The organism is Nitrospirillum pindoramense, assembly GCF_007827955.1.
GTDB lineage: Bacteria > Pseudomonadota > Alphaproteobacteria > Azospirillales > Azospirillaceae > Nitrospirillum > Nitrospirillum amazonense_B.
This window is the reverse complement of sequence record NZ_VITR01000001.1, coordinates 102286-126804: the sequence shown is the minus strand read 5'-3', so window position 1 is coordinate 126804 and position 24519 is coordinate 102286. Positions and strand designations below refer to the sequence as shown.

General features: G+C 68.2%; 19 protein-coding genes. 8 read left to right on the top strand and 11 right to left on the bottom strand.

Features of this window, described 5'->3' with window-relative positions; all coding sequences use genetic code 11:
* Positions 1–339: 339 nt before the first annotated feature.
* On the bottom strand, positions 340–3624 hold the full coding sequence (locus tag FBZ90_RS00530; RefSeq protein ID WP_145728967.1) for a DUF3971 domain-containing protein: 3285 nt from the start codon (positions 3622–3624) through the stop codon (positions 340–342).
* Positions 3625–3991: 367 nt separating this feature from the next.
* Between FBZ90_RS00530 and FBZ90_RS00525 the strand changes: the two genes are divergently transcribed.
* A complete protein-coding gene (locus tag FBZ90_RS00525) occupies positions 3992–6967 on the top strand; it encodes a bifunctional [glutamine synthetase] adenylyltransferase/[glutamine synthetase]-adenylyl-L-tyrosine phosphorylase (RefSeq protein ID WP_145728966.1) in 2976 nt (991 codons plus the stop codon).
* 83 nt (positions 6968–7050) lie between these two features.
* The gene (gene bcp, locus FBZ90_RS00520) at positions 7051–7515 is read left to right on the top strand and encodes a thioredoxin-dependent thiol peroxidase (RefSeq protein WP_145728964.1); all 465 of its coding nucleotides are present in this window, start codon (positions 7051–7053) and stop codon (positions 7513–7515) included.
* Between the two features lie 55 nt (positions 7516–7570).
* Here bcp and FBZ90_RS00515 read toward each other — a convergent pair whose 3' ends face one another.
* The 5 genes from FBZ90_RS00515 to parA all read right to left on the bottom strand — a co-directional run bounded on the left by FBZ90_RS00515 (position 7571) and on the right by parA (position 12420).
* A complete protein-coding gene (locus FBZ90_RS00515) occupies positions 7571–7996 on the bottom strand; it encodes a VOC family protein (RefSeq protein ID WP_145728962.1) in 426 nt (141 codons plus the stop codon).
* A 95-nt stretch (positions 7997–8091) separates the two neighbouring features.
* On the bottom strand, positions 8092–8973 hold the full coding sequence (locus FBZ90_RS00510; RefSeq protein ID WP_145728960.1) for a helix-turn-helix domain-containing protein: 882 nt from the start codon (positions 8971–8973) through the stop codon (positions 8092–8094).
* Positions 8974–9045: 72 nt separating this feature from the next.
* The gene (locus FBZ90_RS00505) at positions 9046–10338 is read right to left on the bottom strand and encodes a phytanoyl-CoA dioxygenase family protein (protein WP_246130080.1); all 1293 of its coding nucleotides are present in this window, start codon (positions 10336–10338) and stop codon (positions 9046–9048) included.
* 30 nt (positions 10339–10368) lie between these two features.
* On the bottom strand, positions 10369–11631 hold the full coding sequence (locus FBZ90_RS00500) for a phytanoyl-CoA dioxygenase family protein (RefSeq protein WP_246130079.1): 1263 nt from the start codon (positions 11629–11631) through the stop codon (positions 10369–10371).
* 120 nt (positions 11632–11751) lie between these two features.
* Positions 11752–12420: a ParA family partition ATPase gene (gene parA, locus FBZ90_RS00495; RefSeq protein WP_145728959.1), complete on the bottom strand. Its 669-nt coding sequence runs from the start codon at positions 12418–12420 to the stop codon at positions 11752–11754.
* Positions 12421–12628: 208 nt separating this feature from the next.
* Here parA and FBZ90_RS00490 point away from each other — a divergent pair, with 208 nt between their 5' ends.
* The 5 genes from FBZ90_RS00490 to FBZ90_RS00470 all read left to right on the top strand — a co-directional run bounded on the left by FBZ90_RS00490 (position 12629) and on the right by FBZ90_RS00470 (position 17200).
* Complete coding sequence (locus FBZ90_RS00490) at positions 12629–13591, top strand: L-threonylcarbamoyladenylate synthase (RefSeq protein WP_145729455.1); 963 nt, start codon at positions 12629–12631, stop codon at positions 13589–13591.
* Between the two features lie 108 nt (positions 13592–13699).
* A complete protein-coding gene (locus FBZ90_RS00485; protein ID WP_145728957.1) occupies positions 13700–14239 on the top strand; it encodes a DinB family protein in 540 nt (179 codons plus the stop codon).
* Positions 14236–15672, top strand: a complete 1437-nt coding sequence (locus FBZ90_RS00480) for an FAD-binding oxidoreductase (protein WP_145728954.1) — start codon at positions 14236–14238, stop codon at positions 15670–15672. The genes FBZ90_RS00485 and FBZ90_RS00480 overlap by 4 nt, the downstream gene beginning before the upstream one ends.
* A gap of 166 nt (positions 15673–15838) precedes the next feature.
* Positions 15839–16054 (top strand): hypothetical protein, encoded by a 216-nt coding sequence (locus FBZ90_RS00475; RefSeq protein WP_145728952.1) that lies wholly within the window; start codon positions 15839–15841, stop codon positions 16052–16054.
* Positions 16055–16111: 57 nt separating this feature from the next.
* On the top strand, positions 16112–17200 hold the full coding sequence (locus FBZ90_RS00470; RefSeq protein WP_145728950.1) for a sensor histidine kinase: 1089 nt from the start codon (positions 16112–16114) through the stop codon (positions 17198–17200).
* On the opposite strand, the gene FBZ90_RS00465 is transcribed toward FBZ90_RS00470, so the two are convergent.
* Entirely contained in the window at positions 17197–18114 is a 918-nt protein-coding gene (locus FBZ90_RS00465) for a transglycosylase SLT domain-containing protein (RefSeq protein WP_246130078.1), read from the bottom strand. The genes FBZ90_RS00470 and FBZ90_RS00465 overlap by 4 nt on opposite strands.
* 303 nt (positions 18115–18417) lie before the next feature.
* Between FBZ90_RS00465 and FBZ90_RS00460 the strand changes: the two genes are divergently transcribed.
* Positions 18418–20205 (top strand): acyl-CoA dehydrogenase, encoded by a 1788-nt coding sequence (locus FBZ90_RS00460; RefSeq protein ID WP_145728948.1) that lies wholly within the window; start codon positions 18418–18420, stop codon positions 20203–20205.
* A gap of 60 nt (positions 20206–20265) precedes the next feature.
* Here FBZ90_RS00460 and FBZ90_RS00455 read toward each other — a convergent pair whose 3' ends face one another.
* Genes FBZ90_RS00455 through FBZ90_RS00440 form a run of 4 tightly spaced genes read right to left on the bottom strand, consistent with a single transcriptional unit; the run spans position 20266 to position 24043 of the window.
* On the bottom strand, positions 20266–21345 hold the full coding sequence (locus FBZ90_RS00455; protein ID WP_145728946.1) for a hypothetical protein: 1080 nt from the start codon (positions 21343–21345) through the stop codon (positions 20266–20268).
* 32 nt (positions 21346–21377) lie between these two features.
* A complete protein-coding gene (locus FBZ90_RS00450; RefSeq protein WP_145728944.1) occupies positions 21378–22163 on the bottom strand; it encodes an ABC transporter ATP-binding protein in 786 nt (261 codons plus the stop codon).
* A 1-nt stretch (position 22164) separates the two neighbouring features.
* Complete coding sequence (locus FBZ90_RS00445) at positions 22165–23004, bottom strand: ABC transporter permease (protein WP_420872578.1); 840 nt, start codon at positions 23002–23004, stop codon at positions 22165–22167.
* A 10-nt stretch (positions 23005–23014) separates the two neighbouring features.
* Positions 23015–24043 (bottom strand): ABC transporter substrate-binding protein, encoded by a 1029-nt coding sequence (locus tag FBZ90_RS00440; protein WP_145728942.1) that lies wholly within the window; start codon positions 24041–24043, stop codon positions 23015–23017.
* Positions 24044–24519: the final 476 nt, after the last annotated feature.

Below are 24519 nucleotides of genomic sequence, written 5' to 3'. Positions count from 1 at the left end.
TGGGTCCGACATCACACTGAAAGCCACCAGGCCTTTTAATGCCATTTGTCGACATGGCATTTCCCTCCCCGCTCGTCGCCGAATTTGAGTCATGCGGCTTGTTCGTAATCTTACTTATATGATTAATGGCCCGACGGCGCAATACCCTTTGGGGGCATTATCGCGATCATAAACACTAATGCGTTGAAACTTCGCGACTATCGCGCGATTCGGCCCTGCTGGCGAAGCGTTCCGATGGCAAACCATTGAGGGATGCGGCAGGGCTGCCGAACGGAGCCCAAGGGCTCCGGCCGTCTGGCAATGGGCCCCAGACGGGCCGTCAAACGGGAGCCGGAGCCGTCACTTCGGCCCTTCGCCACCGGGGGAAGCCCCACCGCCGGCCTTGCCCGGTCCCTTCCGGGGCGTGGGCTTGGCCTCCGGCTTGCCGTCCTCATCCGTGGGGGAGAGGAAGAACAGGTTGCGCAGGAAGCCAGGCGCCAGCACGGCCAGCGGATTCACCGACACATCCAGGTCATCCAGCGGGCCCTTCACCCGATAGGTCGCCGACAGCAGCCCCTGCCCTTCCCCACCCGTCAGCAGGTCGCCCACGATGGGGATGGCCCCCAGCAGCTTGTTCAGGGTGCTGAAGGGCACGATGGTGCCCTGGAGGTCGGCCATGCTCTTGCTGAGGTTGATCTCACCTTCCATGGTCAGGCCGATGGCGGCGCCCGAGGTGCGCACGTCGTGGAAGGTGACGCCGGTCTCAGTCCAATGGAAGCCGCCCTCCAGCTTGCTGAAGGTGATGGGGGCGCCGCTCATGAAGTCGGAAAAGCCCTGGAAACTGGCGGCGGAAAGCAGGCGCGCCATCACCGGCGCCTCCACCACCTGGTAATCGGTGACGTCCAGGGTGCCGTCCACCACCTCGTGCGGGTCGCCGGGCAGGCTATGGCCCTTGACCACCAGCTTGCCCCCCCGCAGGTGGTCCAGCACGTCCAGCTGTTGCAGGGCGGCACCGGCGTCGTCGGAGGTGATGGTGAGGGCCATGGCATTGCCATCGGGCACATAGCGCAGGGACAGATGGCCGGCGTTGTCCTTGCCGACGCGGCTGTCCAGCACGACGGAGCGCCAGGCGCGACCCCGGCGGGCGAACTGGCCCTTGCTGGCGCCGATCTCACGCCCGCCGTTGGCCGTCACCACCTTGTCGAAGTTGAAGTCGATATCCAGCGGCGGGCGGGCATCCAGCGCCTTCAGCTCCGCATCGGTCGGCGCCCGGGGCGAACCGCCGGCATTGCCCCCGCCGCCATTGCCCCCGCCACTGGCGGAGCGGCGGAATGGCCGGGCGTCCAGCGAGGGGCCGGCCGCCTTGATCCTCATGCCGCCGGCATCATCCATGTCCACCGTCATGGCGGCGTCGGTGCGCCCCTGGCGATAGCGGTCGACCGCGATGTGGCGGATGGAAAAGTCGTGCTTCAAGTCCAGGCTGCCCGACGCCTCCATCCCGTCCGACTTCAGCTGGATGCGGGTGACATGCAGGGGGCGCCCTTGGTCGAACCCCACCTCGACGTGCGCCGACGCCGGCGTGCCCGGCACCTTGCGCCAATCCATCAGCGAGACGGCGAGCGCGGACTGGGTCAGGTCCAGGTCCGCCAAGATGGATTCGGCGTGCTGGGCGTCACGGGTGTAGACCATGCTGACCCCCATGGGCCCCCGCACCCAATCGGGAAAGTCCAGATGGAACAACTGGCGGTCGCGGTCGGTGGCCGTGGCCTGCAGGGCGACACGGGTGCCGATGGGCGCCTCTTCCGGGAAGTTCTCACGCCACAGGATGCGGGCCGGCATGCCGTTCAGCCGGGCGGTGCCGTTGGTGTCCATGCCCTTGTTGTCCAGCACCAGGGTCAGGTCGCCCTCGGACGCCTTGATGTCGGCCACGATATTGTCGGCCGCCACGTTCTTCAGGTGCGCCTGAACGCCCAGTTTCACCTGGTCCATCTTGAGGGTGGCGACCAAGGGGAAATCGAAGCGCAGGGTCATGTCGGCGGTGCCGGCCACGGCGGACGGCACAAGGCCCACCTTCTTGGCATAGCCCAGCGGCGGGGTGTCGATCACCGTGAGAGCGGAGGAGATGGGGCCGCTGACGGGCAGCGTCATTTCCATCTTCTGCGCCGTCTTGTCCAGGCCGGTGATGTCCAGGCGCGACGTGCCTAGGGCAAGGTCCAGCAGCCGGCCCTGAGTCAGCTCGATGCCCAGGTGGCCGCCGTCGAAGGTGGCGGTGCCGCCCACATCCTTCACCTTGGGCAAACCGTCCATATAGTTCACGGTCGCGCCGGAAAAGGCGAAGGTCGCGGCCATGCGGGTGGGAACCAGGTCCGACAGGCCGGCCGGCGCGCTGCCTTCCAGCGTGAAGGCGACCTTGTCGAAGGCGCCATCCGACAGGTTCTGCAGAATCCAGGCGCGCGGCTTGGGCAGGGCATCCAGGGGCCACAGGGCGTCCAGCGCGTTCAGCGGCACGGCCTTGACCTCGGCGTTCAGCCCCACCCGGTAACTGCCGTCATCGCGCTTCGCGGCCTTGCCCGTCAACGCGACGGTGGAACCTGGTGATGCGCCGTTGGGCGCCGCGCCGCTGGTGGCCCCCCCGTTGGTCGCCGGCAAGGTCAGGTTCAGATGGTTGAGGGTCAGCCCCTCCGGCTCCAGCCGGGCCTGGAGGTCCAGGTTCGCCACGGCCAGCGGCGCCTTCAGCCGGCCAGGCAGGGTGACGGTGCCCGCCGTGCCGCTGAGCGCCACGTCGAAGATGCGGGGAGAGAAGTCGGCGGCGAGTTCCAGGGTGATCGTGCCGGCCAAGGGCATGTCGATGCCGCCTACGGCCGCCAGCACGCCGTCCGACGCGCGGGTGATATGGGCCAGGTCGGCCGGGCTGACACCGGTGAAGCGGCCCACGGCGCTGATGGTGCCGTCGGCCAGGCGATAGCCCAGGTCGGCCGCCAGCTGGGTCATGTGCCCACCCAAATCCACCGTGAGCTGGGCGTTGCCGGTGATGCCCTGGCGATCGCGTGTGAGCATGATGTCGGCGCGCGGGGCCGACCACACCAGGCCCAGCTGCCGGTTGTCCACCGACAGCCGCGCCTCCGACACCACCAGCTTGGTCAAGGCGCCGAGGGGTTCCAAGGGGTCGGGCGGCCGCTTCAGGGCCGCGATCAGGTCGGCCATGACGTCGTTGCCGTCGTCGGTGTCGTCATCCGACAACAGCGCCAGACGGAAACGGCCATCAACCTCGCGGATGGCGTTCAGGCGGGGGCGGACCAGCACGATGCGGGTGGGCGCCAGGCGGCCGTGCAGCAGGGCCGGCACCGACAGCGCGATGCGGAATTCGGGCAATGTCGCCACCGTGGCGCCGCCCGTGCCGGTCAGCACCACGTCATCGGCCATGATTTCCACCGTGGCGCCCTTGGCCGCCTTGGCCAAGGCCACCTTGTGGACCGAGATATGGACGGTGCCACCCTCGTTCACCGCCTGCTCAAGATAGGGCGCGAACCACGAGATGGGCATGGGCCCGCGGCTGAGGCGCCAGGATAACAGGCCGGCGGTCAGCAGCACCACCAGCAGCAGGCCGGCCGCCAGTTCCAGGATCACCAGGGCCGTGTGTCCCACGACGCCGCGCCGCTTGCGCGGAGGCCGGGGTGCCTTGCATGCCGGATCGGGCACCTCCGGCGGGCGCCGGCCGGGCACCCGCAGCCCCACAGGCTCCGTCCCGACTGGCATCCCAGTCGGGGCGCCGGCGGGCGCCTCGGCGGGGGGAAGGGGCGGCGTGGGACGAGGCAAAGGTTCAGACTTCCAGCATGGCTTGACCCGGTCGGCGGCCCGCGGGCACTCTGCCCCCCGTGACCCTTCCAACCGCGAACGGCGAACAGCGAACGGGCCCCGCCCGCCACCACCGTCCCGCCCAGCAACATAGGGCGCGATGGACGGGTTACACGGGGGCAAGGTCCGATTCCTGGCATAGCCCGGCCAGACATCCATGTTCAATGCGAAATCCCTACCCCAGGCGGCAGATATCGAACTTCTAGCCCGCGGGCTGGAGTCCTGGCACCGCCGGGCGGAGGAATCCGGCGATCCGGAGCTGACGGAATTCGCCAGCACCTACGCGGCGGACGAGGCGGGCGGGGCCCTGTTGCGGGCCATCCTGGGCAACAGCCCCTTCCTGGGCCAGGCCCTGCTGAAGGAACAGGCGTTCTTCCGGCAGGTGGCCACGCACGGCTTCGACGCCGCCTTCATGGAGATGCTGGAGGGGCTTTGGGGGGATGCGGGGGGCGCCACCACCACGGACCGCCTGATGAAGGCGTTGCGCGTGGCCAAGCGCCGCGCCGCCCTGCTGATCGCCGCCGCCGACATCGCGGAGGCGTGGACGCTGGAGCAGGTGACCGGCGCGCTCAGCCAACTGGCGGAAACGGCGTTGCGGCTGACGGCGCGCCACCTGCTGCGCCAACTGGCGGCCAAGGGCGAAATCCGCCTGCCCGACGCGGAGAACGACCCCGAGGCCGGCAGCGGCCTGATCGTGCTGGCCATGGGCAAGTTCGGGGCGCTGGAACTGAACTATTCCAGCGATATCGACCTGATCGTCCTCTATGACGACGGCGTGGTCCAGGCCCGCGACCCGGATGAGATGACCCGCACCTTCGTGCGGCTGGCGCGCGAGCTGGTGCGCATCATGGAGGAGCGGACGGTGGACGGGTATGTCTTCCGCACCGACCTGCGCCTGCGCCCCGACCCCGGCGCCACCCCGCTGGCCGTCTCCGTCTCCGCCGCCGAGGCCTATTACGGCAGCCTGGGCCAGAACTGGGAGCGCGCGGCCATGATCAAGGCGCGCCCCGTGGCCGGCGACCGCAAGGCCGGCCAGGACTTCATGGGCCTGATCCGCCACTTCGTCTGGCGCCGCAGCCTGGACTTCGCCGCCATCCAGGACATCCATTCCATCAAGCGCCAGATCGGCGCCCACAAGGGCCATCGCGACAAGGCGGTGAACGGCCACGACATCAAGCTGGGCCGCGGCGGCATCCGCGAGATCGAGTTTTTCGCCCAGACCCAGCAGCTGATCTATGGCGGGCGCGACGCCCATCTGCGCATCCCCGCCACCATGATGGCGCTGGACGCCCTGGTGGCGGCCGGGCGGGTCAGCGACGCCGCGGCGGAGGATTTGAAGGCGGCTTATCGCTTCCTGCGCCGGGTGGAGCATCGGGTGCAGATGGTGGACGACCAGCAAACCCACAAGCTGCCGGTGGACGACGCCGGCGTGGCCGCCATCGCCACCTTCCTGGGCTATGCCGATGCCGACCGCTTCCGCACCGAGCTGCTGGCCACCCTGGGCCGGGTGGAGGACCGCTACGCCGCCCTGTTCGAGGAGGCGCCGCCCCTGTCCGGCCCCGGCAACCTGGTCTTCACCGGAACGGAGGACGACCCCGAGACCATCACCACCCTGCGGTCCCTGGGCTTTCAGAACCCGTCGGCCGTGGCAGGGCAAATCCGCGCCTGGCACCACGGCCGCTATCGCGCCACGCGAAGCACCCGGGCGCGGGAGCTGCTGACGGAGCTGGTGCCCAGCCTGCTGGCGGCCTTGGGCGGCACGGCCCAGCCGGACCAGGCCTTCCTGAAGTTCGATGAATTCCTGAACCGCCTGCCCGCCGGGGTGCAGCTGTTCAGCCTGTTCTACGCCAACCCCAAGCTGCTGGAGCTGGTGGCCCTGATCATGGGCACAGCGCCCCGCCTGGCCGACAGCCTGTCCCGCCGCCCATCGCAATTGGATGCCGTGCTGACGCCCGGCTTCTTCGACCATCTGCCGGACGCCCAGGAATTGCGCGAGGGGATGTCCCGCCTGCTGGCCGATGCACGCCACTTCGAAGAGGTGCTGGATCTGACGCGGCGCTGGACCAGCGACCAGCGCCTGCGCGCCGGCATCCAGATCCTGCGCCACCTGACCGATGGCGACCAGTGCGGCCCCTTCCTGACCGAGGTGGCGGAAACCGCCCTGGCCGTCCTGCATGAACGGGTGGAGGCGGAATACAGGCCCCGGCACGGCTGTTTCGCATCCGGAATAGATGGGGGAGCGGGCATGGCCATCCTGGGCATGGGCCGCCTGGGCGCCGGCTCACTGTCCCTGGGGTCGGACCTGGACCTGATCACGGTCTATCAGGTGCCGGAGGGGGCGGACCAGTCGGACGGGCCCAAGCCGCTGTCGCCCAGCGAGTATTACATCCGCCTGACCCAGCGCCTGATCAACGCCATCACCGCCCCCACGGCGGAGGGCGCGCTGTACGAGGTGGATATGCGGCTGCGCCCCTCGGGCAACAAGGGGCCCCTGGCCGTCAGCCTGGACGCCTTCATCCGGTACCAGCAGGAAAGCGCCTGGACCTGGGAACATATGGCGCTGACCCGCGCCCGGGTGCTGACCGGCCCGGCGGCCCTGCGGACACAACTGACCGAAGCCATCCGCGCCGTGCTGGTGCAACGGCGCGATCCGGACAAGCTGCTGGCCGATGTGGCCGACATGCGCGCCCGCATGGACCGGGAGCATCACACCAAGGACCCCTGGTCGGTGAAGCATGTGCGCGGCGGCATGGTCGACATCCAGTTCCTGGTGCAGTACCTGACCCTGCGCCACGCCGCTGACCATCCGGACATCCTGGACCCCAACACCACCGGCGCCCTGGCCCGCCTGCGCGACGCCGGGCTGCTGGACGCGGCGGACGCCGACGCCCTGATCGACATCCACCGCCTGTGGCGCCGGGTGCAGGCCTTCCTGCGCCTGACGGTGGCGGGCGAGGTCAAGGTGGCGGAGGCGGCCCCCGCCCTGCGCCTGGCCCTGGCGGAAGCCGTGAGCGACGGCCTTGACTTCGACACGGCGGAGGCAAAGATCCGGGCCGCGGCGGCCCAGGCCCATGCCCTGTTCCAGAAGGTGGTGGAGGAACCCGCCGCCCGCCTGTCGGCACCGGCCCCTTGATCCAACCGACAGGCTGGAGCGTATCTGCTCCCGTCGCAAACCTTGGCCCGAACCCAGGCCCGAACCCAGGAAGGAAAAGCACCATGGCCGTTGAGGTCGGAACCCCCGCCCCGGATTTCACCATGCCCACCGATGGTGGCGGCAGCGTCACCCTGTCGTCCCTGAAAGGCCGTCCGGTGGTGCTGTACTTCTACCCCAAGGACGACACCAGCGGCTGCACGGCCGAAGCCTGCGGCTTCGGCGAATCCCTGCCCCATTTCGAGAAGGTGGACGCCACCATCATCGGCGTGTCCAAGGACAGCGTGGCCAGCCACGACAAGTTCAAGAAGAAGTACAACCTGCCCTTCACCCTGGCGTCCGACGCCGACAGCGACGTGTGTGAGCGCTATGGCGTTTGGGTGGAAAAGAACATGTACGGCCGCACCTATTTCGGCATCGAGCGCGCCACCTTCCTGATCGACAAGGACGGCCAGGTGGCCAAGGTATGGCGCAAGGTCAAGGTGCCCGGCCATGTCGACGCCGTGCTGGCGGCGGTGCAGGCGCTGTAAGCCGGGTAAGGCGGCGGGCCGGACACGCCCGCCGCTGGTCATTGGTGCCCCGTCCTCAAAGCGGCGCCCAGGGATCGTAGGTGCCGAAGCTCCAACTGTTCCCTTCCGGATCGCGGGCGTGGTAGCCGCGGCCGGGATAGCCTTCATTGTCGTGCGGCGGGGTCACGATCTCCGCCCCGGCGGCGCGGGCGCGGTCGTGGTGGGCGTCCAGGTGGTCGACGACGATGTAGACGCAGGCTGTGACGCCCCCGGCCTCCGCCGCCGTTTTCCAGCGATAGGCATCGGTGGTTGGCCCAGGCCGGGCGGATCCCAGCATGACCATGCCATCGCCCAACGTCAGCTGGGCGTGGTGGATGAGGTTGGGGTCCTGGTCGTCGGCGTAAACGGCGTGGCGCCGGAAGCCGAAGGCGGCGCACAGGAAGTCGATGGCGGCCGGCGCATTCTGATAACGCAGGCAGGGGATCAGGGGGTGAGTGGGCATGGGGCTCGGTCTCCTGTCAGGCGGCGACGATGCCGCTGCCCCGACCCTAGGGCCGGACGGGGCGGCCTGGATTGGATCTAAATAACCTCCCCCATTCAGGCCTCCACCAGGCCGCCGCCGTCCGGAAGGGACTGGGCGAGGTACTGCCCCGGCGTCAGCCTGGCGAACTCCCGAAATTCCCGGATCATGTGCGACTGGTCGCAATAGCCGGCGTCGATGGCGATGCCGGCCCAGCCGCCGCTGCCCTCATCCAGCGGCCCGGCCCCCAGCCGCTTGGTCAGCGCCTCGAACCGCAGCAGGCGGCGGTAGGTGCGCGGGCCCACGCCCAGCGCGTCCTTCACACGGGCGGCGAGGTGCTTGGCGCTCCACCCGATCTCGCGCGCGACGTCGGCGATGTCCAGGTCGGGCCGGTCGCGCAGCAGGGCCAGCGCGTGCATCTGCGCCCGCGGCAGGCCCGGCAGGGCGGCGAAGCGGCGGGTCAGCGCCTCATCCAGGATGGCCATGCGTCCGGCCCCGTCCGGCGCCTCCGCCAACGCCTGGCCCAGCCGCCCCCCCGCCGGGCCCAGCACGGCATCCAGGGGCACCACGCGGTCCACCACCTCCGTCAAGGGGCATCCCAGCAGGCGCCGCAGGCTGGAGAGCGGCAGGAACACATGCATCCCCGCCTGGGTGCCGCCCGACCGGGACAGCGCCGGCGCCAGATGGGCGCCGGCCACGAAGCCCTCCCCGGCGCGCACGGTGATCGGTCGCCCGTCGCCGCCGACGATGCCGATCGGTTCCGCCAGATTGACGATCAGGACGGCCTGGGCGTGGGGCAGTTCCCGGCGGGTGGTGAAGCTGGTGCGTTCGCGGTAATCGGCATAACCGCCCAGCAGGCCGGACAGGGCCGGCGGCGGCGCCAGATTGGCCACATGCCAAGCGTCCCGCGGGCCGTCATGGCGGCGAACAGACACGAGGCGGGAGGATGGGACGGTCATGGGCGGCCCCTGACGGCGCGGCTGACCGTGAGATTGACACAGATCGGACCGGCTGGGGAGGCCCGTGGGCGCCTACTTCAACGGATAGTCGAACACGGCATAGTGCCCGCCATGGTCGAACCGCCGGTTGGGCATGTCGGGGCGGTGGTTCACGCCGGTGTAATGGCCGATCAGCGACCGCCGTTCCACCCCCGGGCGGTTCGGGGCCGAGCCCCGGTGCATCAACCGGCCGTGCCAGATCAGCACGTCGCCCTTTTCCCCCAGGAAGCGGCGCGTCTCCACCCCCTGGGCCGCGATCTCCGCCTCAATGGCGGGCGTGACGTAGCGTTGCGTCAAGTGCGGCCAGGAGGCGCTGCCAGTGGTGCCAGTGACGCGGTCGCGTTCCGCCGCGGTCATGAACTGCCGCACCCTTTCCCCCTGCAGCAAGGGCCAGCGGTGGGAGCCCGGAACGTATTCGAACGGCCCGGAATCGGGATCGATGCGGTCCAGGGCGATCCACACGGCGGCGTACCAGCCGTTGACGAAGGGCGGGCTGAGATATTCGTCCTGGTGCCAGTTGCGCTCGGTCGAGGCCCAGCCGGTGAGGTTCAGATGCAGCATCATCTCCTCCCCGATCAGGCTGTTCATGATGGCCATCAGCGGCGGGTGCAGGCAGATGCGCCGCAACTCCTCCACCTGCATGTAGGGGGTGGGGGTGATCCAGCCCAGCGCCCGGTCCACCTGCTCGCGCCGCTTGATGTAGGGATCCAGCAAGTCGTCGCCCAGGAAGCCCTTGAGCAGGACGACACCCTCGCGCCGCCACTGCCGCTGTTCAGGGGTCAGCGTGGCCTCATCCACCACCGGCTGGTCCAGGGGCGGCAGGCCCTGAGGATCGGGATGGTCACTCAGCATGGAAAAGCTGATGCCGCCGCTGGCGTCCGGCGGCGTGCCGTAGCACAGGGCGCCCAGGGGCGGCCGGTCACCCAGCGTGCGGGCCAAGGCCAGCAGCGCGGGCGCCAACGCCTGGGCGTCCGGCACCTCCTCCGCCTCGGCCACGAACAGCCAGTAGACAGGGCCGCAGCCGTTGGGGAAGGGTGGGACGGTGACGCGGTCACAGCGCAGATCGCCGTCGAACAGGCCATCCGGGGTGCGCGACACCAGCGGCCCCTGGCGCGCCTGGCCCGTCGCCTCGTCGACCAGCAGGGCGTGCAGCTTCCGCTCCGGCCGGCCGGCTCGGATATCGCCCGGCACCTCCACGACCTCCAGGTTGGCCACCCGCGTCACCACCCGCTCCACGATCAGCAGCGGCGGAAGCGACGGCGCCGGTGGCGGAGCGACGGGTGGGGCAGCCGGCCGGCGGCCGAGGAGGCGGGACAGGAAGGTCATGGGAAAAGCCGGCTCATCAGAGGAAGAGGGTCACAGCAGGGGCGTGTGGAACACGGCGTAGTGTCCGCCGCCCTCGAACCGGCGCTCCGGCATGTCGGGACGATGGTTCACGCCGGTATAGTGCGCGATCAGGGACCGCCGCTCTAGACCCTGCTGCCGCGCGGGGGAGCCGCGATGCATCAGGCGGCCGTGCCAGATCAGCACGTCGCCCTTTTCCGCCAGGAAGGCCCGCTTTTCGACGCCGCGCCTGGCGATCTCCGCCTCCACGATGGGGGCGACATAGGATTGGGTGATGCTGGGCCAGGCGTCATAGCCGCTGTCGGTGACCGCGCTGAGGCGCCGTTCGTCGCCGGTCATGAACTGGCGCACCTTGTCGCCGCGCAGCAAGGGCCAGCGGTGCGAACCGGGGATGTATTCGAAGGGACCGGCATCAGGGTGGATGCGGTCCAACGCGATCCAAACGGCGGCGTACCAGCTGTTGACGAAAGGTGGGCTGAGATACTCGTCCTGATGCCAATCGCGCTCGGTCGAGATCCAGCCGGTGAGGTTGAGGTGCAGCAGCATCTCCTCCCCCACCAGGCTGTTCAGCACATTCATCAGGGGCGGATGCAGGCAGATGCGGCGCAATTCCTCCACCTGCATGTAGGGGGTGGGGGACCGCCAGCCGCCCGCCCGGCCCATCTGTTCACGGCGGGCGATATAGGGGTCCAGCAGCTCATCGGACAGGAAGCCCTTGAGGATGGCCACCCCCTCCTCCCGCCACTGCCGCTGTTCGGGGGTCAGCGCGCCCTCATCCACCACCGGCTGGTCCAGGGGCGGCAGGGTGGCCGGCGGCGGCTCGTCACTGATCATGGCGAAGCTCAGCCTGGCCCGGTCCAGGGCGGGGCCTTCACAGCCCACCGCCAGCGGCGGCCGCGCCCCTAGGCCCGCCGCCAGCGCCCGCAAGGCCGGAAGCAGCGGCACGGGATCGGCACCGTCCAGCGGCGCCACCACGAACAGCCAGAAGGCGGGGCCCGTCCCTTCGGGGAAGGCGGCGAAGGCGACGCGGTCGATGCCGGGGGTGGCCTGGACCACGTCGCCCACACGCACCTGGGTACCCGCCGCATCCATCACCAGGGCCTGCAGCGGCGCCCCATCCCGGGTGGCCCGCAGGTCACCGGGAATGGTGATGGCATTCAGCCCGTGGACAAAAGCGTTGAACGGCTCGGCGATCACCACGTCGGGCAGAATCGGCGACGCCGCCGTCCCGGTCACCGGCGCACGGCGCGAAAACAGGCGCGACAGAATTTGCATTGGTTCCCAACCCCACCCCAGCGCCGCCACGCCCCCCGAGACGGCGACATCGGGTATACACCGCCCCGCGCGCCGGCCGCAATGCAGGCACCCGAAGGGCAGGCGCGCGAAAGGGGGGCGTCAGGCGCTGGCGCTGCGGGTGCCGGCCGTCAGGGTGCCGCCCAGGCGGGCCAGGATCTCCCCGGCCAGGGCCGCGATCTCTTCCGATCCCTTGGCCCGGCGGTCGGTTTCCTGCAGCGACAGGCCGTCCATCATGGCGCCGGCGAAGCCCACGCGGTTGCCGATCACCGCCTCCGCCATGGGCACGCCCAGGCCCGCCACCGCCTCCGTCAACCGGTCGGCCAGCTTGGCGCGGGGCGGCACGCGGTTCAGCGTCACCAGCACCGGCCGCTTTTCCGTCTTCGCCATGTCCAGCGTCGGGCGGGTGGCCCACAGGTCCATGGGGCTGGGCTGCACCGGCACCACCACCAGGTCGGCCACGCGCACGGCGATGCGCGCCTCCGTCTCGGCGTGCGGGGGGCTGTCGACCACCACCACGTCATGTTCCCGCGCCAGGCGCTCCACCTCTTTCTGGGTGCGCCAGCCGTTGATCTGCATATGGGTCAGGCCGGGATCGTCCAGCGCCTGCGCCCGCAGGCCGAACCAGGCGGTCAGGCTGCCCTGGGGGTCGATATCCACCACCGCCACCCGCAGCCCGGCCAGGGACCAGGCCACCGCCAGCTGGATGGCCAGCGTGGTCTTGCCCGCCCCACCCTTCTGCTGCGCGATGGTGACGACGTGACCCGCCATGATGGTTCCCCCCTTCAAGGAATGACCGTGGCCGGCAGTGTGGACCCCGCCGCGATGGCGGGCAAGGGTGCAGCGCACAATCGGCGATGCCTCAAAAGGGTGGGGCGGCCCTGCGACCGGCGGCCTTGGACCGGGCGGGCCGGTGGGCTAGATAGGGGGAACATCCTTCACCAGGTGCCGGCCCGTGACCCAACACCCTGCCCCCGACATGTCCCCGCCCACCACCGAGGCGCTGGCCCGCGCGTCGCAGGCGCTGGCCCAGGGCAAGCTGGTGGCCTTCCCGACGGAGACGGTCTACGGCCTGGGCGGCGACGCCGGCAATGATCAGGCGGTGGCCGACATCTTCGCCGCCAAGGGCCGCCCCAGCTTCAACCCCCTAATCGTCCATCTGCCCGATGTCGCGGCGGTGGAACGCTATGCTGTGATGGATGAGCGGGCGCACCAGATGGCCGACCTCTACTGGCCCGGCCCCCTGACCCTGGTCCTGCCCCGCAGGAAAGATGCCGCCCTGTCGCTGCTGGTCAGCGCCGGGCTGGATACGGTGGCGGTGCGGGTGCCGCGCCACACCACCGCCCGCGCCCTGCTGCAGGCCAGCGGCCGGCCCATCGCGGCGCCCAGCGCCAATCGGTCCGGCCATGTCAGCCCCACCGCCCCCATCCATGTGCGGGAGGAATTTCCTGACGGCGGCGGGGGCCGCCTGGCCCTGATCCTGGCGGACGGCCGCTGCCCGGTGGGGGTGGAGTCCACCGTGCTGGACCTGTCGGGCGAGCATCCCGTGCTGCTGCGCCCCGGTTCGATCACCCCTGAGGAGATCGAGGCCGTGCTGGGTCCCGTACAGCGCGCCGTCACTCCCGGAACCGGGATCAAGGCGCCGGGCATGCTGGAAAGCCATTACGCCCCGGGCCTGCCGGTCCGCCTGAACGCCCTGAACGCCGCGAAGGATGAGGCGCTGCTGGGCTTCGGCCCCGACCGCTTCGTCCTGGGCGGGGCGGAGCGGCTGAACCTGTCCCCCACCGGCGATTTGAACGAGGCCGCCGCCAACCTGTTCGCCATGCTGCGCCGGCTGGACAAGCCGGGGCTGAGCGGCATCGCGGTCATGACCATCCCGGATGTGGGCCTGGGCCTGGCCATCAATGATCGCCTGCGCCGCGCGGCGGCACCGCGCCCCTGACATCGGCCACCATGACCGGAACCGGTGGGCGGGCGACGCGTTAGCACTTGAATCCCACAGGCCGGGACCGGACACTCTGGCGCCCCGCCCCGGAGTTGAGGCCGCCTTATGACAGAGCCCCGGTATATCGCCCTGATGGCCCGCTACAACGCCTGGATGAACGCCAAGGTGATCGAAGCGGCGGGCAAACTGCCGGCGGAGGCCCTGACCGCCGACCGGGGGGCGTTCTTCCGCTCCATCCTAGGCACGCTGAACCATCTGATGGTGGCGGATCTGCTGTGGCTGCGGCGCTTCCGCACCCACCCCGCCGGCTATACCACCCTGGACCCGGTGATGGACTTGGCCCTGCCGTCGCGGCTGGACGAGGCGCTGTACCCGGATCTGGCCAGCCTGGCGGCCGATCGCCGGGTGGTCGACACGGCCATCACGCGGTGGGCGGCCAGCGTGCGCGCCTGTGACATGAACCACGTCCTGGCCTATATCAACAGCGCGGGCGTGGCCTGCGCCCGCCGCTTCGGCGACCTGACCGTGCAATTCTTCAACCACCAGACCCATCACCGTGGCCAGGCGACCACCCTGCTGACCCAGGCCGGCCAGGATGTGGGTGTGACGGATCTGGCGGCTTTGATTCCGGATGAAGCCCCATGAGCACACCCGTCCCCCAGACCGTTCAAGCCTGCCTGGCCGCCCTGGCCGACCTGCTGGGCCCCGCCGGCGTCATCAGCGAGGCGGAGGCGCAGGCCCCCTATCTGATGGAGGCGCGCGGCAACGCCGTCAGCACGCCGCTGGCCCTGCTGCGCCCAGGCACGGTGGAAGAGGTGGCGGCCGTGGTGCGCCTGACGGCGGCGGCCGGCATCGCCCTGGTGCCCCAGGGGGGCAACACCGGCCTGGTGGGCGGGGCGCTGGCGGCGGCGGGCACCGTGCTGCTGAACCTGGGCCGCCTGAACCGCATCCGCGAGGTGGACGCGCTGGACCATACCATGACGGTGGAGGCGGGCGTTATCCTGGCCACGGTGCAGCAGGCGGCGAACGACGTCGACCTGATGTTCCCCCTGAGCCTGGGTGCCGAGGGCAGTTGCACCATCGGCGGCAACCTGTCGACCAACGCCGGCGGCATCCTGACCCTGCGCTACGGCAACGCCCGCGCCCAGGTGCTGGGGCTGGAGGTGGTGCTGCCGGACGGCCAGATCTGGAACGGCCTGCGCCGCCTGCGCAAGGACAACACCGGCTATGACCTGAAGCACCTGTTCCTGGGGGCGGAGGGCACGCTGGGCATCATCACCGCCGCCACCCTGTCGCTGGTGCCTCGGCCGCGCCAGATGGAAACGGCCCTGGTGGCCGTGCCGGACGTGACCGCCGCCCTGCGCCTGCTGAAACGGCTGCGCCAGGCCAGCGGCGACGCCGTGTCGGCCTTCGAGATCATGCCGCGCTTCGCCATCGACGGCGCCGCCCGCTACCTGGGCGAACACAACGACCCGCTGTCGGAGCCGTCACCCTGGTACATCCTGACGGAACTGACGGCAGGCACGCCCGGCGACGCCCTGCGCGAAACGGTGGAAGGCGCCCTGGCCGAGGCCCTGGAGGCGGGGGAGGCCACGGACGCCACCCTGGCCGCCAGCGGCGACCAGCGCCAGAAGCTGTGGCGCCTGCGCGAGGGCCTGCCGGAGATCGGACGCAAGGTGGGCGGCGCCCTGCACCATGACGTGGCCGTGCCCGTCAGCCGCGTGCCCCAGTTCATCGAGCGGGCGAACCGGGCGGTGGCCGACCTTTGCCCCGGCGCCCGCCCCTACCCCTTCGGCCATCTGGGCGACGGCAACATCCACTACAACATCGCCCGGCCCGACAGCGACGACCCGGCCGACCGCGCCGCCTTCCTGGCGCTGGGGCCCCGCATCATGCGGGCCGTCCATGACGTGGTGCTGGACCTGGACGGATCGATCAGCGCCGAGCACGGCATCGGCAGCAAGAAGCGCGACGAATTGGCCCGCGCCCGCTCCCCCCTGGAAATCACCCTGATGGCGGAGTTGAAGCGCGTGCTGGACCCCCGGGACCTGATGAATCCGGGTAAAATCTTACCCTAATTGGCAGGTTTCGGCGCCCCGGCCAGCGCCAGGGCATAGGCCCGCACTGACCTTTGGCATCAATTGACGGCGACTCGGCGGCCGTGAGACGCTTCCACCTGAGATAGTGGAGCCGGTGACGCCGCCGCATTGCCCCGGTGGCCCACCCAGCAAAGGGAGGGAGCCCATGCCTGGCAAGACCTCGACCCCCACCGGCACCGCGCCCTCCCCCCTGGCCCTTTACCGCCGCCTGGTGCGCGGAACAGCCGGGATCCCATCCCCGGCCGACACGCTGCTGGACGCCGATGGCGCCCTGCATGTGCGTCCCCAGATGGCGGGCAGCGCCTGTGCCGGACAGATGATGGCCGGCCGGTGCGATGACCCGGCGCTGGTTCATTTCTAAGGCGATATACCGTCGGATGTAGTGCGGTTGGCCGAGGCGGCGCTATGATCCGCCGCCATGACGCCCTTTCTCACCACCTTCCTGGCCTTGCGGCGACGCCCCGCCCCCCTGCGCTATGCCGGGGCGGCACTGATGGTGATCCTGTCGTTCGGGCTGCGCATGGCGCTGGACGAGCTGCTGGACGGCTATCCCGTCCTGCAGTTCTTTCCCGCCCTGGTGCTGGCCACCCTTTGCTTCGGCGTGGGGCCCGGCCTGGCGTCCGTGGCCCTGAGCACGGTGCTGGCCCTGCCCTTCATCGCCCCGGCGGACGACACCCTGACATGGGCGCAGCAGTTGGCCACCCTGCCGGACCGGCTGGCGGCCCTGCCGCCCAAGGCATGGGCGGGCCCCTGCCTGTTCGTCATCATCGGCCTGGTGGTCGTGTCCATCATCGCGGCGCTGCACCGCGCCCTGGACACTCTGGCGGCGGGGGAGCAGCAGCAAGCCATGCTGTTGCGCGAGATCTACCACCGCATCCGCAATGACCTCCAGTCCGTCTCCAGCCTGCTGATGGTGGCGGAAAGCCGCGCAGGCGGGGTGGAGGCCGCGGAACTGGCCAAGGCCGGGGAACGCGTGCGCGTGCTGGGGCTGGTGTATTCCAGCCTGCAGCGGCTGCAGCGCGAACCCTTCGTGCCGGCCCGCAGCCTGCTGGAGCAGTTGGTGGAGAACCTGGCCGCGGCCCATGCCACCGGCCGGCCCATCACCTTCACCGTGGAGGTGGAGGACGTGCAGTTGCCGCAACGCGCCGCGGTCACCCTGGGCTTGGCCGCCAATGAGCTGCTGACCAATGCGTTGAAGTACGCCTTCCCCGATGGCCGTACCGGCACCGTCGCCGTGCGGCTGGCGACGGAGGGGGAGCAATGGGTGCTGCGCGTGGAGGATGACGGCGTGGGGCTGGGCCCCCCGTCCAACGACAAGGACCCGGCAACAAGCGCCGGGTCGGCAGAAGATTCCGGCACCGGGGCGCGGCCGCCCGCCGGCCTGGGGCGCCTGCTGCTGGAACAGCTGGCCCGGCAGTGCGGCGGTCAGTTGGGGCAGGTCAGCGATGGCGGTGTCAAGGCGTGGATGGCTGTGCCGGCGACGCCGGAGACCTACCGCTCCGCTTAGGCGCTGGCCATGTAGGCGGCGGCCATGTTGGGGGCGCGGTTGATGGTCATGCGCTGTTCCTGCTGGCTGTAGCCGTCCTTGTTGTCCTGGTCGTCATCCTCGGTGGGGGCGGCCAGGGCGTTCAGCATCATGATGGTGTAGGTGGACAGCGGCATCTTGGATGAGCTGGCGCCCCGCGCCATGTCCCACGGCTGCGACGTGCTGTCGGCCGCCTGCACGGTGCCCAGCGTGGTGGACCCGGCATATTTGTCCGCACTGGTGCCGCCCGTGCCGTCGAACTTCTTGGCGAAGCGGTCGTAGACCTGGCCCAGGGACAGGGCCTTGCCGTTGTTGTCATAGAAGACGGCGTCGTTGGCGTCCGCCGCGTCCGGCACGACGGTATCCGCCGCCTGGTTGGGGTTTTTCTTCAGCGCGTTCAGGAACTTGGCAGCGCCGCCGGCACCCAGGAAATGGGCCAGGTACAGCTCGGTACCGCCGATGGTGCCACCCACCTGCTGCTGCAGGGTGGTCTTGTTGTCCTGCGCCAGTTGGGCCGCCATCATGGCCGAGGTGGCGGCGTCCTTGCGCAGGTCGAGAATCTTTTGCCGGGTGGCCGGGTCGGAAACGTAGGCGCTGCCGTCGCTGCGGGTCTTGATGGCGCTGGCGTACTGGCCCAGGCCAACCTCGGCGCCATGCTGCTGCACCATGTTCAGCCACGTGGAGTCGGTGAACTGATAAAGGCCGGTGGCGCTGCTGGTGCTGGCCTTGGCGTTGGTATCGTAGCCGCTTTCCACCGACGCCTGCTTCAGCAGATAGGAAAAATCTACCCCGGCCTTGGTGCTGGCCTGCTGTACCGCCGCCACGATCCTGGCGGGGGCGGATGACGCCAAACCCTGTGCTGCAGTCAGCTGCGTGGTGGACAGTGCGCTGTTCACGACCGGACCTCACTTACCTGGGAAACGACCGGCCGACGGGGCCGATCCGATGTTGGCCCAAAAGGAAAGCAAGGGCCGTGCCAGATACAGGGAGCGGGATGAAATTGCACCGACCCTTGCCCGGTCGCCGCCATCCCGGCAGGATGAGACCCGCGTCGACGGGACGCGGCCTTTCCGCACCGATGAGGGGCCCGCCCGCCCAATAACAGTGAGCACCCCGCCGGCCGTGCCGGGCCCGCCCCCCTTGTCCTGAAGCGAGGGGGCGCCGGGCCGCCGCCGGCGCCCGGGAGGACCCGAGAGACCATGACCTATGAAGCGCCCCTGAAGGAAATCCGTTTCGTCCTGAATTCCGTCGTCGGCCTGGACCGCGTCGCGGCCTTCCCCGACTTCGAGGCCGCGACCCCCGACCTGGTGGACGCCGTGCTGGAGGAAGGCGCCAAGCTGGCCGACAACGTGCTGGCCCCCCTGAACGCCCCCGGCGACCGCCAGGGGTCCCACCTCACCGACACCGGCGTGCGCACCCCCGACGGTTTCAAGGACGCCTACCGCCAGTTCGTGGAGGGCGGCTGGAACAGCGTGCCCTTCGACCCCAACCATGGCGGCCAGGGCCTGCCCTGGACCCTGTTCATCGCCCTGCTGGAAACCTGGACCAGCGCCAACATGTCCTTTGCCCTGGGGCCGCTGCTGACCCAGGGAGCGGTGGAACTGCTGACCGCCCACGGGTCGGATGAGCAGAAGACGCTGTACCTGGAAAAGCTGATCTCCGGCGAATGGGCCGGAACCATGAACCTGACGGAGCCGCAGGCAGGGTCCGACGTGGGGGCGGTGCGCACCCGCGCGGTGCGGCACGAGGACGGCACCTACCGCATCACCGGCCAGAAGATCTTCATCACCTATGGTGACCATGACTGGACGGACAACATCGTCCACCTGGTGCTGGCCCGCACGCCGGAGGCGCCGGCGGGCACCAAGGGCATCTCGCTGTTCATCGTGCCCAAGTTCCTGCTGAACGCCGACGGCACGCCGGGTGAGCGCAACGACGCCCGCTGCGTCAGCCTGGAACACAAGCTGGGCATCCACGCCAGCCCCACGGCCGTCATGAGCTATGGCGACAACGGCGCCTGCGTCGGCTACCTGGTGGGCGAGGAGAACCGCGGCATCGAGTACATGTTCACCATGATGAACAACGCGCGCCTGGGGGTGGGCCTGCAGGGCGTCGCCATCGGCGACCGCGCCTACCAGCAGGCGCTGGCCTATGCCAAGACTCGGGTGCAGAGCCGCGACGTCGCCGGCGGACCGCAGCCGGTGACCATCATCCACCATCCCGACGTGCGGCGCATGCTGCTGACCATGCGGTCGAAGGTGGAGGCCGCGCGGGCCATCGTCTATTTCACCGCCTCCTTCCTCGACGGCCGGCACCATCATCCCGACGCGGCCGCCGCCCACCAGGCCGGCCTGCTGAACGACCTGATGACGCCGGTGGCCAAGGCGTGGAGCACCGACATCGGGGTGGAGGTCGCCAGCCTGGGCGTGCAGGTGCACGGCGGCATGGGCTTCATCGAGGAGACGGGCGCCGCCCAGTATTACCGCGACGCCCGCATCGCCCCGATTTACGAGGGCACCAACGGCATCCAGGCCAACGACCTGGTGTTCCGCAAGCTGGGCAGGGACGGCGGCGCCACCGCCCGCGCGCTATTCGCCCAGATGGCCGAAACGGCGGAGGCGGCATCCGCCCAGCCGGGCGACGACCTGGCCGTCATCGCCCAGGGCCTGAAGCGCGGCATCGCGGCGCTGGAGGACGCGACCTCCTTCCTGGTGAACCATGTGAAGGCCGACGCGCGCGCGGCGGCGGCCGGGGCCGTGCCCTACCTGACCCTGTTCGGCAACGTCACCGGCGCCTTCCTGCTGGCCCGCGGCGCCATCGCCGCCAGTCAGGCGCTGGCCCAGGGCCAGGACGCCGCCTTCCATGAGAGCAAGCTGGTCACCGCCCGCTTCTTCGTGGAACAGGTGGTGGGCCCGTCGCTGGGCCTGGCCGAGTTGATGCGCACTGGTCACCGCACCCTGATGGCCTTGTCGGAAGACCAGTTCTGAGTCAGGCACAGTGTACCTGGAGAGGTCGGCGTGTAATATCGCCGACCTCGCTCGCCGATATTAAATGTTTTTGGGTATTTTTTCGAGAAGATAAATAAATTCCAAAGTAGCATAGCTTATAAGCAGGGCCGATATCAGGTAAAGAGAAATTACTGCTGCCAAGAACGTGGCTGGATGCTCTCGGCTGGCAACATCTCCCAGTCGCCAGTATATTGATTTTATCTTTAATGACATAAATCTTATAATCCCCGCAATTGCTTTTCCACATAATAATGTGAGCGCCCATACAATTATAAAGAAGCTAGAGATGAAATAATGCATGAATGGATAGGCGTATGCTGCCACAGGATATCTACCGCCAAAATGAATATAAGATACAAGCTCCCCATCAGATAATGGGACAGGGATTCTGACAAATGTTGCCTGCATATTCCCAGACACCACGTTCATGAAGAACGTGAATACACTTGCAATGTCTTCATAAATACTATGCTTAAATGCCACGCCCATATAATCTAAAACTCCAGTCATCTGTATGCACGAAGTCTCCGTCACTAGGGATTGATGGAAATTCATGCCGCCTCGATTCGCCAAAATAAGAAATACGACAGAGTAGAAAGCAGAAAATAGAACTAAGAACATCGCGGGCGTAACAACGAGATCGGCAACAATGGCTAATATCCTATACCGTCCATTTCCATTGGCTACCTTAATAAGAAACAGAGTCTTATGAATAGAAATCATATCTATGACGATGGTAGATATGAATAACAATACGGCACCAAGAGCCATCCGATCATCATAAAATCTTATAGCCATAAACGCCTGATAGTTGGCAGAAGGCAAAAATATTTGATAAAGCAGACATGTTATAATAAACCACAGGACAGAAAATATTATAGATGCAAATACCCTCTTAAATGATAAGATTTTTTCTCCAAAAATTATCTGACAAAACTTCAGTTCAAATTTGAAATTGTGCAGAGAAAGTATATTTAATATTAATTCCCTGCTTCCATTTTGCAAAAGACGCCTAGATTTCCTGGGCCCCTGATATTCATACGACGACAAAAACGCAAGAATTGCGACAGACGCGCCAGCAAGCCACAAGATAATTTGCCAGAGCAGAGAGGCAATCATTTAATAACCATTACTTATCTTGAAGATAGTATTCAAATCCCCCCGCCGTCCATCAGATCGGACAGGCGATCGCGGATGCGGGTGACGAGCGCACGGGCGGCGCTGTCGTCGCGGGCGCGGGGACGGGGTGTGGCGATGCGATCCTCCGACCGCACGGTGGCGGGCGATCCGGCCAGCAGGATGACGCGGTCGGCCAGGTAGACGGCCTCATCGATGTCGTGGGTCACGAACAGGATGGTCTTGGACGTGCGCCGCCACAGATCCAGCAGTTCGTCCTGCAGGGACTGGCGGGTGATGGCGTCCAGGGCACCGAAGGGCTCGTCCATCATCAGCAGGTCGGGATCGACCGCCAGGGCGCGGGCGATGGCCACGCGCTGGCGCTGCCCGCCCGATAGCTGGTGCGGCCAGCGGCCGGCCTTGTCGGCCAGGCCCACCAGGGCCAGCGCCTCCTCCGCCCGCCGGCGGCGTTCGGCGCGGGACAGGCCCAGCCCTTCCAGGCCGAAGGCGACGTTGGCGCGCACGGTACGCCAGGGCAGCAGACGGGCGTCCTGGAACACCAGGCCGTAGGGGCGGCGGCCCCTGAGGTCGCCGCTTTGGGCATGAACCATCGTGCCGCTGTTGGGTGGAACCAGGCCGGCCACCACGCGCAGCAGCGTGGACTTACCCACCCCCGACGCGCCGACGATGGCGATGAACTCCCCCGGCGCGACCGACAGGTTGAAGTCGCGCAGCACCACAGTACGGCCATCGGGCGACGCGGGGTTGGGGAAGGCCAGGCTGAGATCGCGGATCTCGATCATGTGGGTCGTCTCCGCCATCTTAAGCCTTCCACCGCATCAGGCGGTCGCGCACCGCGACGAAACCCATGTCGACTAGGCCGTAGAACAGGGCCATGGTGGCCATGTAGACGATGACGATATCGGTCGCCAGCAGGGAACTGGCCTGCATCATGCGCTGGCCCAGGCCCGGCACGCCGAACAGTTCCGCCGCCACCACCGACATCCAGGCCTGGCCCAGGCCGGTGCGCAGGCCCGCCAGGATGGTGCCGGAGGCCGCCGGCAGCACGATCTTGACCAGCTTGGCCAGGGCGGAGCGATGGCCGAAGGCGTCGGCCAGTTCCAGCAGGTCCCGGTCCACCGCCTGCACGGCGCCCAGTGCCGCGAAGTAATTGATCCAGAAGACACCCAGCACGATGATGAAGGTGGCCGCCGTGGGGGTGACGCCGAACCAGATGATGGCGAAGGGGACCCACGCCAGGCCGGGGATGGGCCGCAGCAGGCGCACCACCCAGCTGGTGAAATCCTCCAGCCGCCGGGACATGCCGGTCAGCACGCCGGCGGCAATGCCGGTGACCGAGCCGATGAGCAGGCCCCAAAAGTAATGCACCAGGCTGTGGACGATGGCGTCGGTCCACTGGCCGCTGCGCACCTCCGCTACAAAGGCCTGCGGAATGGCGCTGGGCGGCGGCAGCAGGACGGGGCGCACCAGGCCCAGGCGAGGCACCGCCTCCCACACCGCCAGGAAGGCGATCACGCCCAGCAGCGCCCACAGGCCGCGATGCCGCCGGGACGGCTTGGCCAGGAAGGCGGACGGCGGAATGCGCTTGCCCGGGGCGGGTGTTTCCGCCCCGGGGCCGTTCTGCGATGCGGGAGGGGTCAAACGACGACGCTCACTTATGGAGTTTTTCGTAGTAGCTGGCGTCGAACAGCGTATCCAGCGGCTCCGCCTTCTTCAAGACGCCGGTCTTCACCTGGAAGTCCTGCAAGGTCTTGGTCTTTTCCACGATGCGGCGGGGGTCGACCACGAACTGCGAGGCGGGGGACGTCAGGGCCCGCTGCATGGTCTTCACGTCCACGATGCCACGGCCCAGCACCTTTTCCACGTCGGCCGCCGCGCGCGCCGGATCCTGGGCGATCAGGGTGACGGCCCTGTCCACCAGTTCCACCAGCTTCTGCACCTGGTCCGGATGCTCCTTGGCCAGGGCGGCGGTGACGCCCAGCACGGTGCCCGGCTGGTCCTTGATCATGTCCTTGCCATAGGCCAGCACCTTCACCGCCGGCTGACGGTCCTGGATGATGGTCAGGGCCGGCTCACGCACGGTGGCCGCGTCCACGGCGCCGGCCAACAGGGCCTGCTGGGTGGCGTCGATGCCCATGGCCACGATCTGCACCTTGGCCGGGTCGACGTGCTCATCCTCCTGCAACCAGTACTTCAGCACCGTGTCGGGGATGGAGCCCACGGGCTGGGTCGCGATCTTCACCGGCCGGCCCAGCTTGGCGGCCAGGCGCGAAATCGCCTCCGCCTTCGTGCCGCCCTTGGCCGCCTCGGCCGACAGCTCCGGCCCACCGGCCACCACCAGTTCCTCCACCGCGGTGGAGGCGACGACCTTGACCGCGATGCCCTGGGAGCCGGCGACCATCAGGGGGCCGATGCCGCCCATGTAGGCCTCCAGCGTGCCGGACGCCAGGCCCAGGATCATGTTGGGGCCGCTGTCGAATTGCGTCAGCTTCAGCTCGAACCCCGCCTGCCTGTCCCAGCCCTCCTGGCTGATGATGTAGGCGGGGGCCGCCCCCAGCACGGGGATGTAGCCGATGTGGATGACCGGCTGGGCGGCCTGGGCCTCCGCGTGGGTCGGGGCCGCCAGCAGCGCGCCGATCAGCGGCAGGGCCGTCAGCAGGGACGAATAGGCACGACGCATGGGCGCTCCCTTTCCAATTCCAATGTCGCCGACATGTTAAAGGCGGGTGGCGATACCCCGGCCGGCATAGGATCAACGGCGACGCGCGCCTGTCAATGCCCACGCATGCGTGCGGGATGTGCACAAATTTAACATGGCAATATGTTGAATTGTCGCGCCCCCGGATGGGCGCTCTTCCAGGTGACAGGCGTCACGGACGCGGCCACCCGGCCGAAGCACCCTTCACGCCGCGTCGAATGCCCGCCGAAAATGACCAATTCGCACCACTATCGTCCGCCCCTCAATTCAACATTAAAAATTCGTCATTGTAATCTTTATTGACATGGAAATCGGCGGATGACAGCCTTGGCATCAAGGAAGGGGCGCCCCCAGCGTCCTTTCCGGCCAGCGCCGGGCCCCACGACCCGCCAGGAACAACCGCCCGTTCGTTCCCTTATCGGTGTGGGGCCCGGCCAACCGGCCCGCGGCCATTTGAC

Excerpts from the sequence above, each read along its gene's own strand:
- bcp (WP_145728964.1), top strand. The coding sequence starts at position 7,051 with ATGGCCGTTGAGGTCGGAACCCCCGCCCCGGATTTCACCATGCCCACC.
- FBZ90_RS00460 (WP_145728948.1), top strand. The coding sequence starts at position 18,418 with ATGACCTATGAAGCGCCCCTGAAGGAAATCCGTTTCGTCCTGAATTCC.
- parA (WP_145728959.1), bottom strand. The coding sequence starts at position 12,420 with ATGGCGGGTCACGTCGTCACCATCGCGCAGCAGAAGGGTGGGGCGGGC.
- FBZ90_RS00510 (WP_145728960.1), bottom strand. The coding sequence starts at position 8,973 with ATGACCGTCCCATCCTCCCGCCTCGTGTCTGTTCGCCGCCATGACGGC.
- FBZ90_RS00455 (WP_145728946.1), bottom strand. The coding sequence starts at position 21,345 with ATGATTGCCTCTCTGCTCTGGCAAATTATCTTGTGGCTTGCTGGCGCG.
- FBZ90_RS00515 (WP_145728962.1), bottom strand. The coding sequence starts at position 7,996 with ATGCCCACTCACCCCCTGATCCCCTGCCTGCGTTATCAGAATGCGCCG.
- FBZ90_RS00480 (WP_145728954.1), top strand. The coding sequence starts at position 14,236 with ATGAGCACACCCGTCCCCCAGACCGTTCAAGCCTGCCTGGCCGCCCTG.
- FBZ90_RS00525 (WP_145728966.1), top strand. The coding sequence starts at position 3,992 with ATGTTCAATGCGAAATCCCTACCCCAGGCGGCAGATATCGAACTTCTA.
- FBZ90_RS00440 (WP_145728942.1), bottom strand. The coding sequence starts at position 24,043 with ATGCGTCGTGCCTATTCGTCCCTGCTGACGGCCCTGCCGCTGATCGGC.
- FBZ90_RS00450 (WP_145728944.1), bottom strand. The coding sequence starts at position 22,163 with ATGGCGGAGACGACCCACATGATCGAGATCCGCGATCTCAGCCTGGCC.
- FBZ90_RS00470 (WP_145728950.1), top strand. The coding sequence starts at position 16,112 with ATGACGCCCTTTCTCACCACCTTCCTGGCCTTGCGGCGACGCCCCGCC.
- FBZ90_RS00475 (WP_145728952.1), top strand. The coding sequence starts at position 15,839 with ATGCCTGGCAAGACCTCGACCCCCACCGGCACCGCGCCCTCCCCCCTG.
- FBZ90_RS00485 (WP_145728957.1), top strand. The coding sequence starts at position 13,700 with ATGACAGAGCCCCGGTATATCGCCCTGATGGCCCGCTACAACGCCTGG.
- FBZ90_RS00500 (WP_246130079.1), bottom strand. The coding sequence starts at position 11,631 with ATGCAAATTCTGTCGCGCCTGTTTTCGCGCCGTGCGCCGGTGACCGGG.
- FBZ90_RS00490 (WP_145729455.1), top strand. The coding sequence starts at position 12,629 with ATGTCCCCGCCCACCACCGAGGCGCTGGCCCGCGCGTCGCAGGCGCTG.
- FBZ90_RS00505 (WP_246130080.1), bottom strand. The coding sequence starts at position 10,338 with ATGACCTTCCTGTCCCGCCTCCTCGGCCGCCGGCCGGCTGCCCCACCC.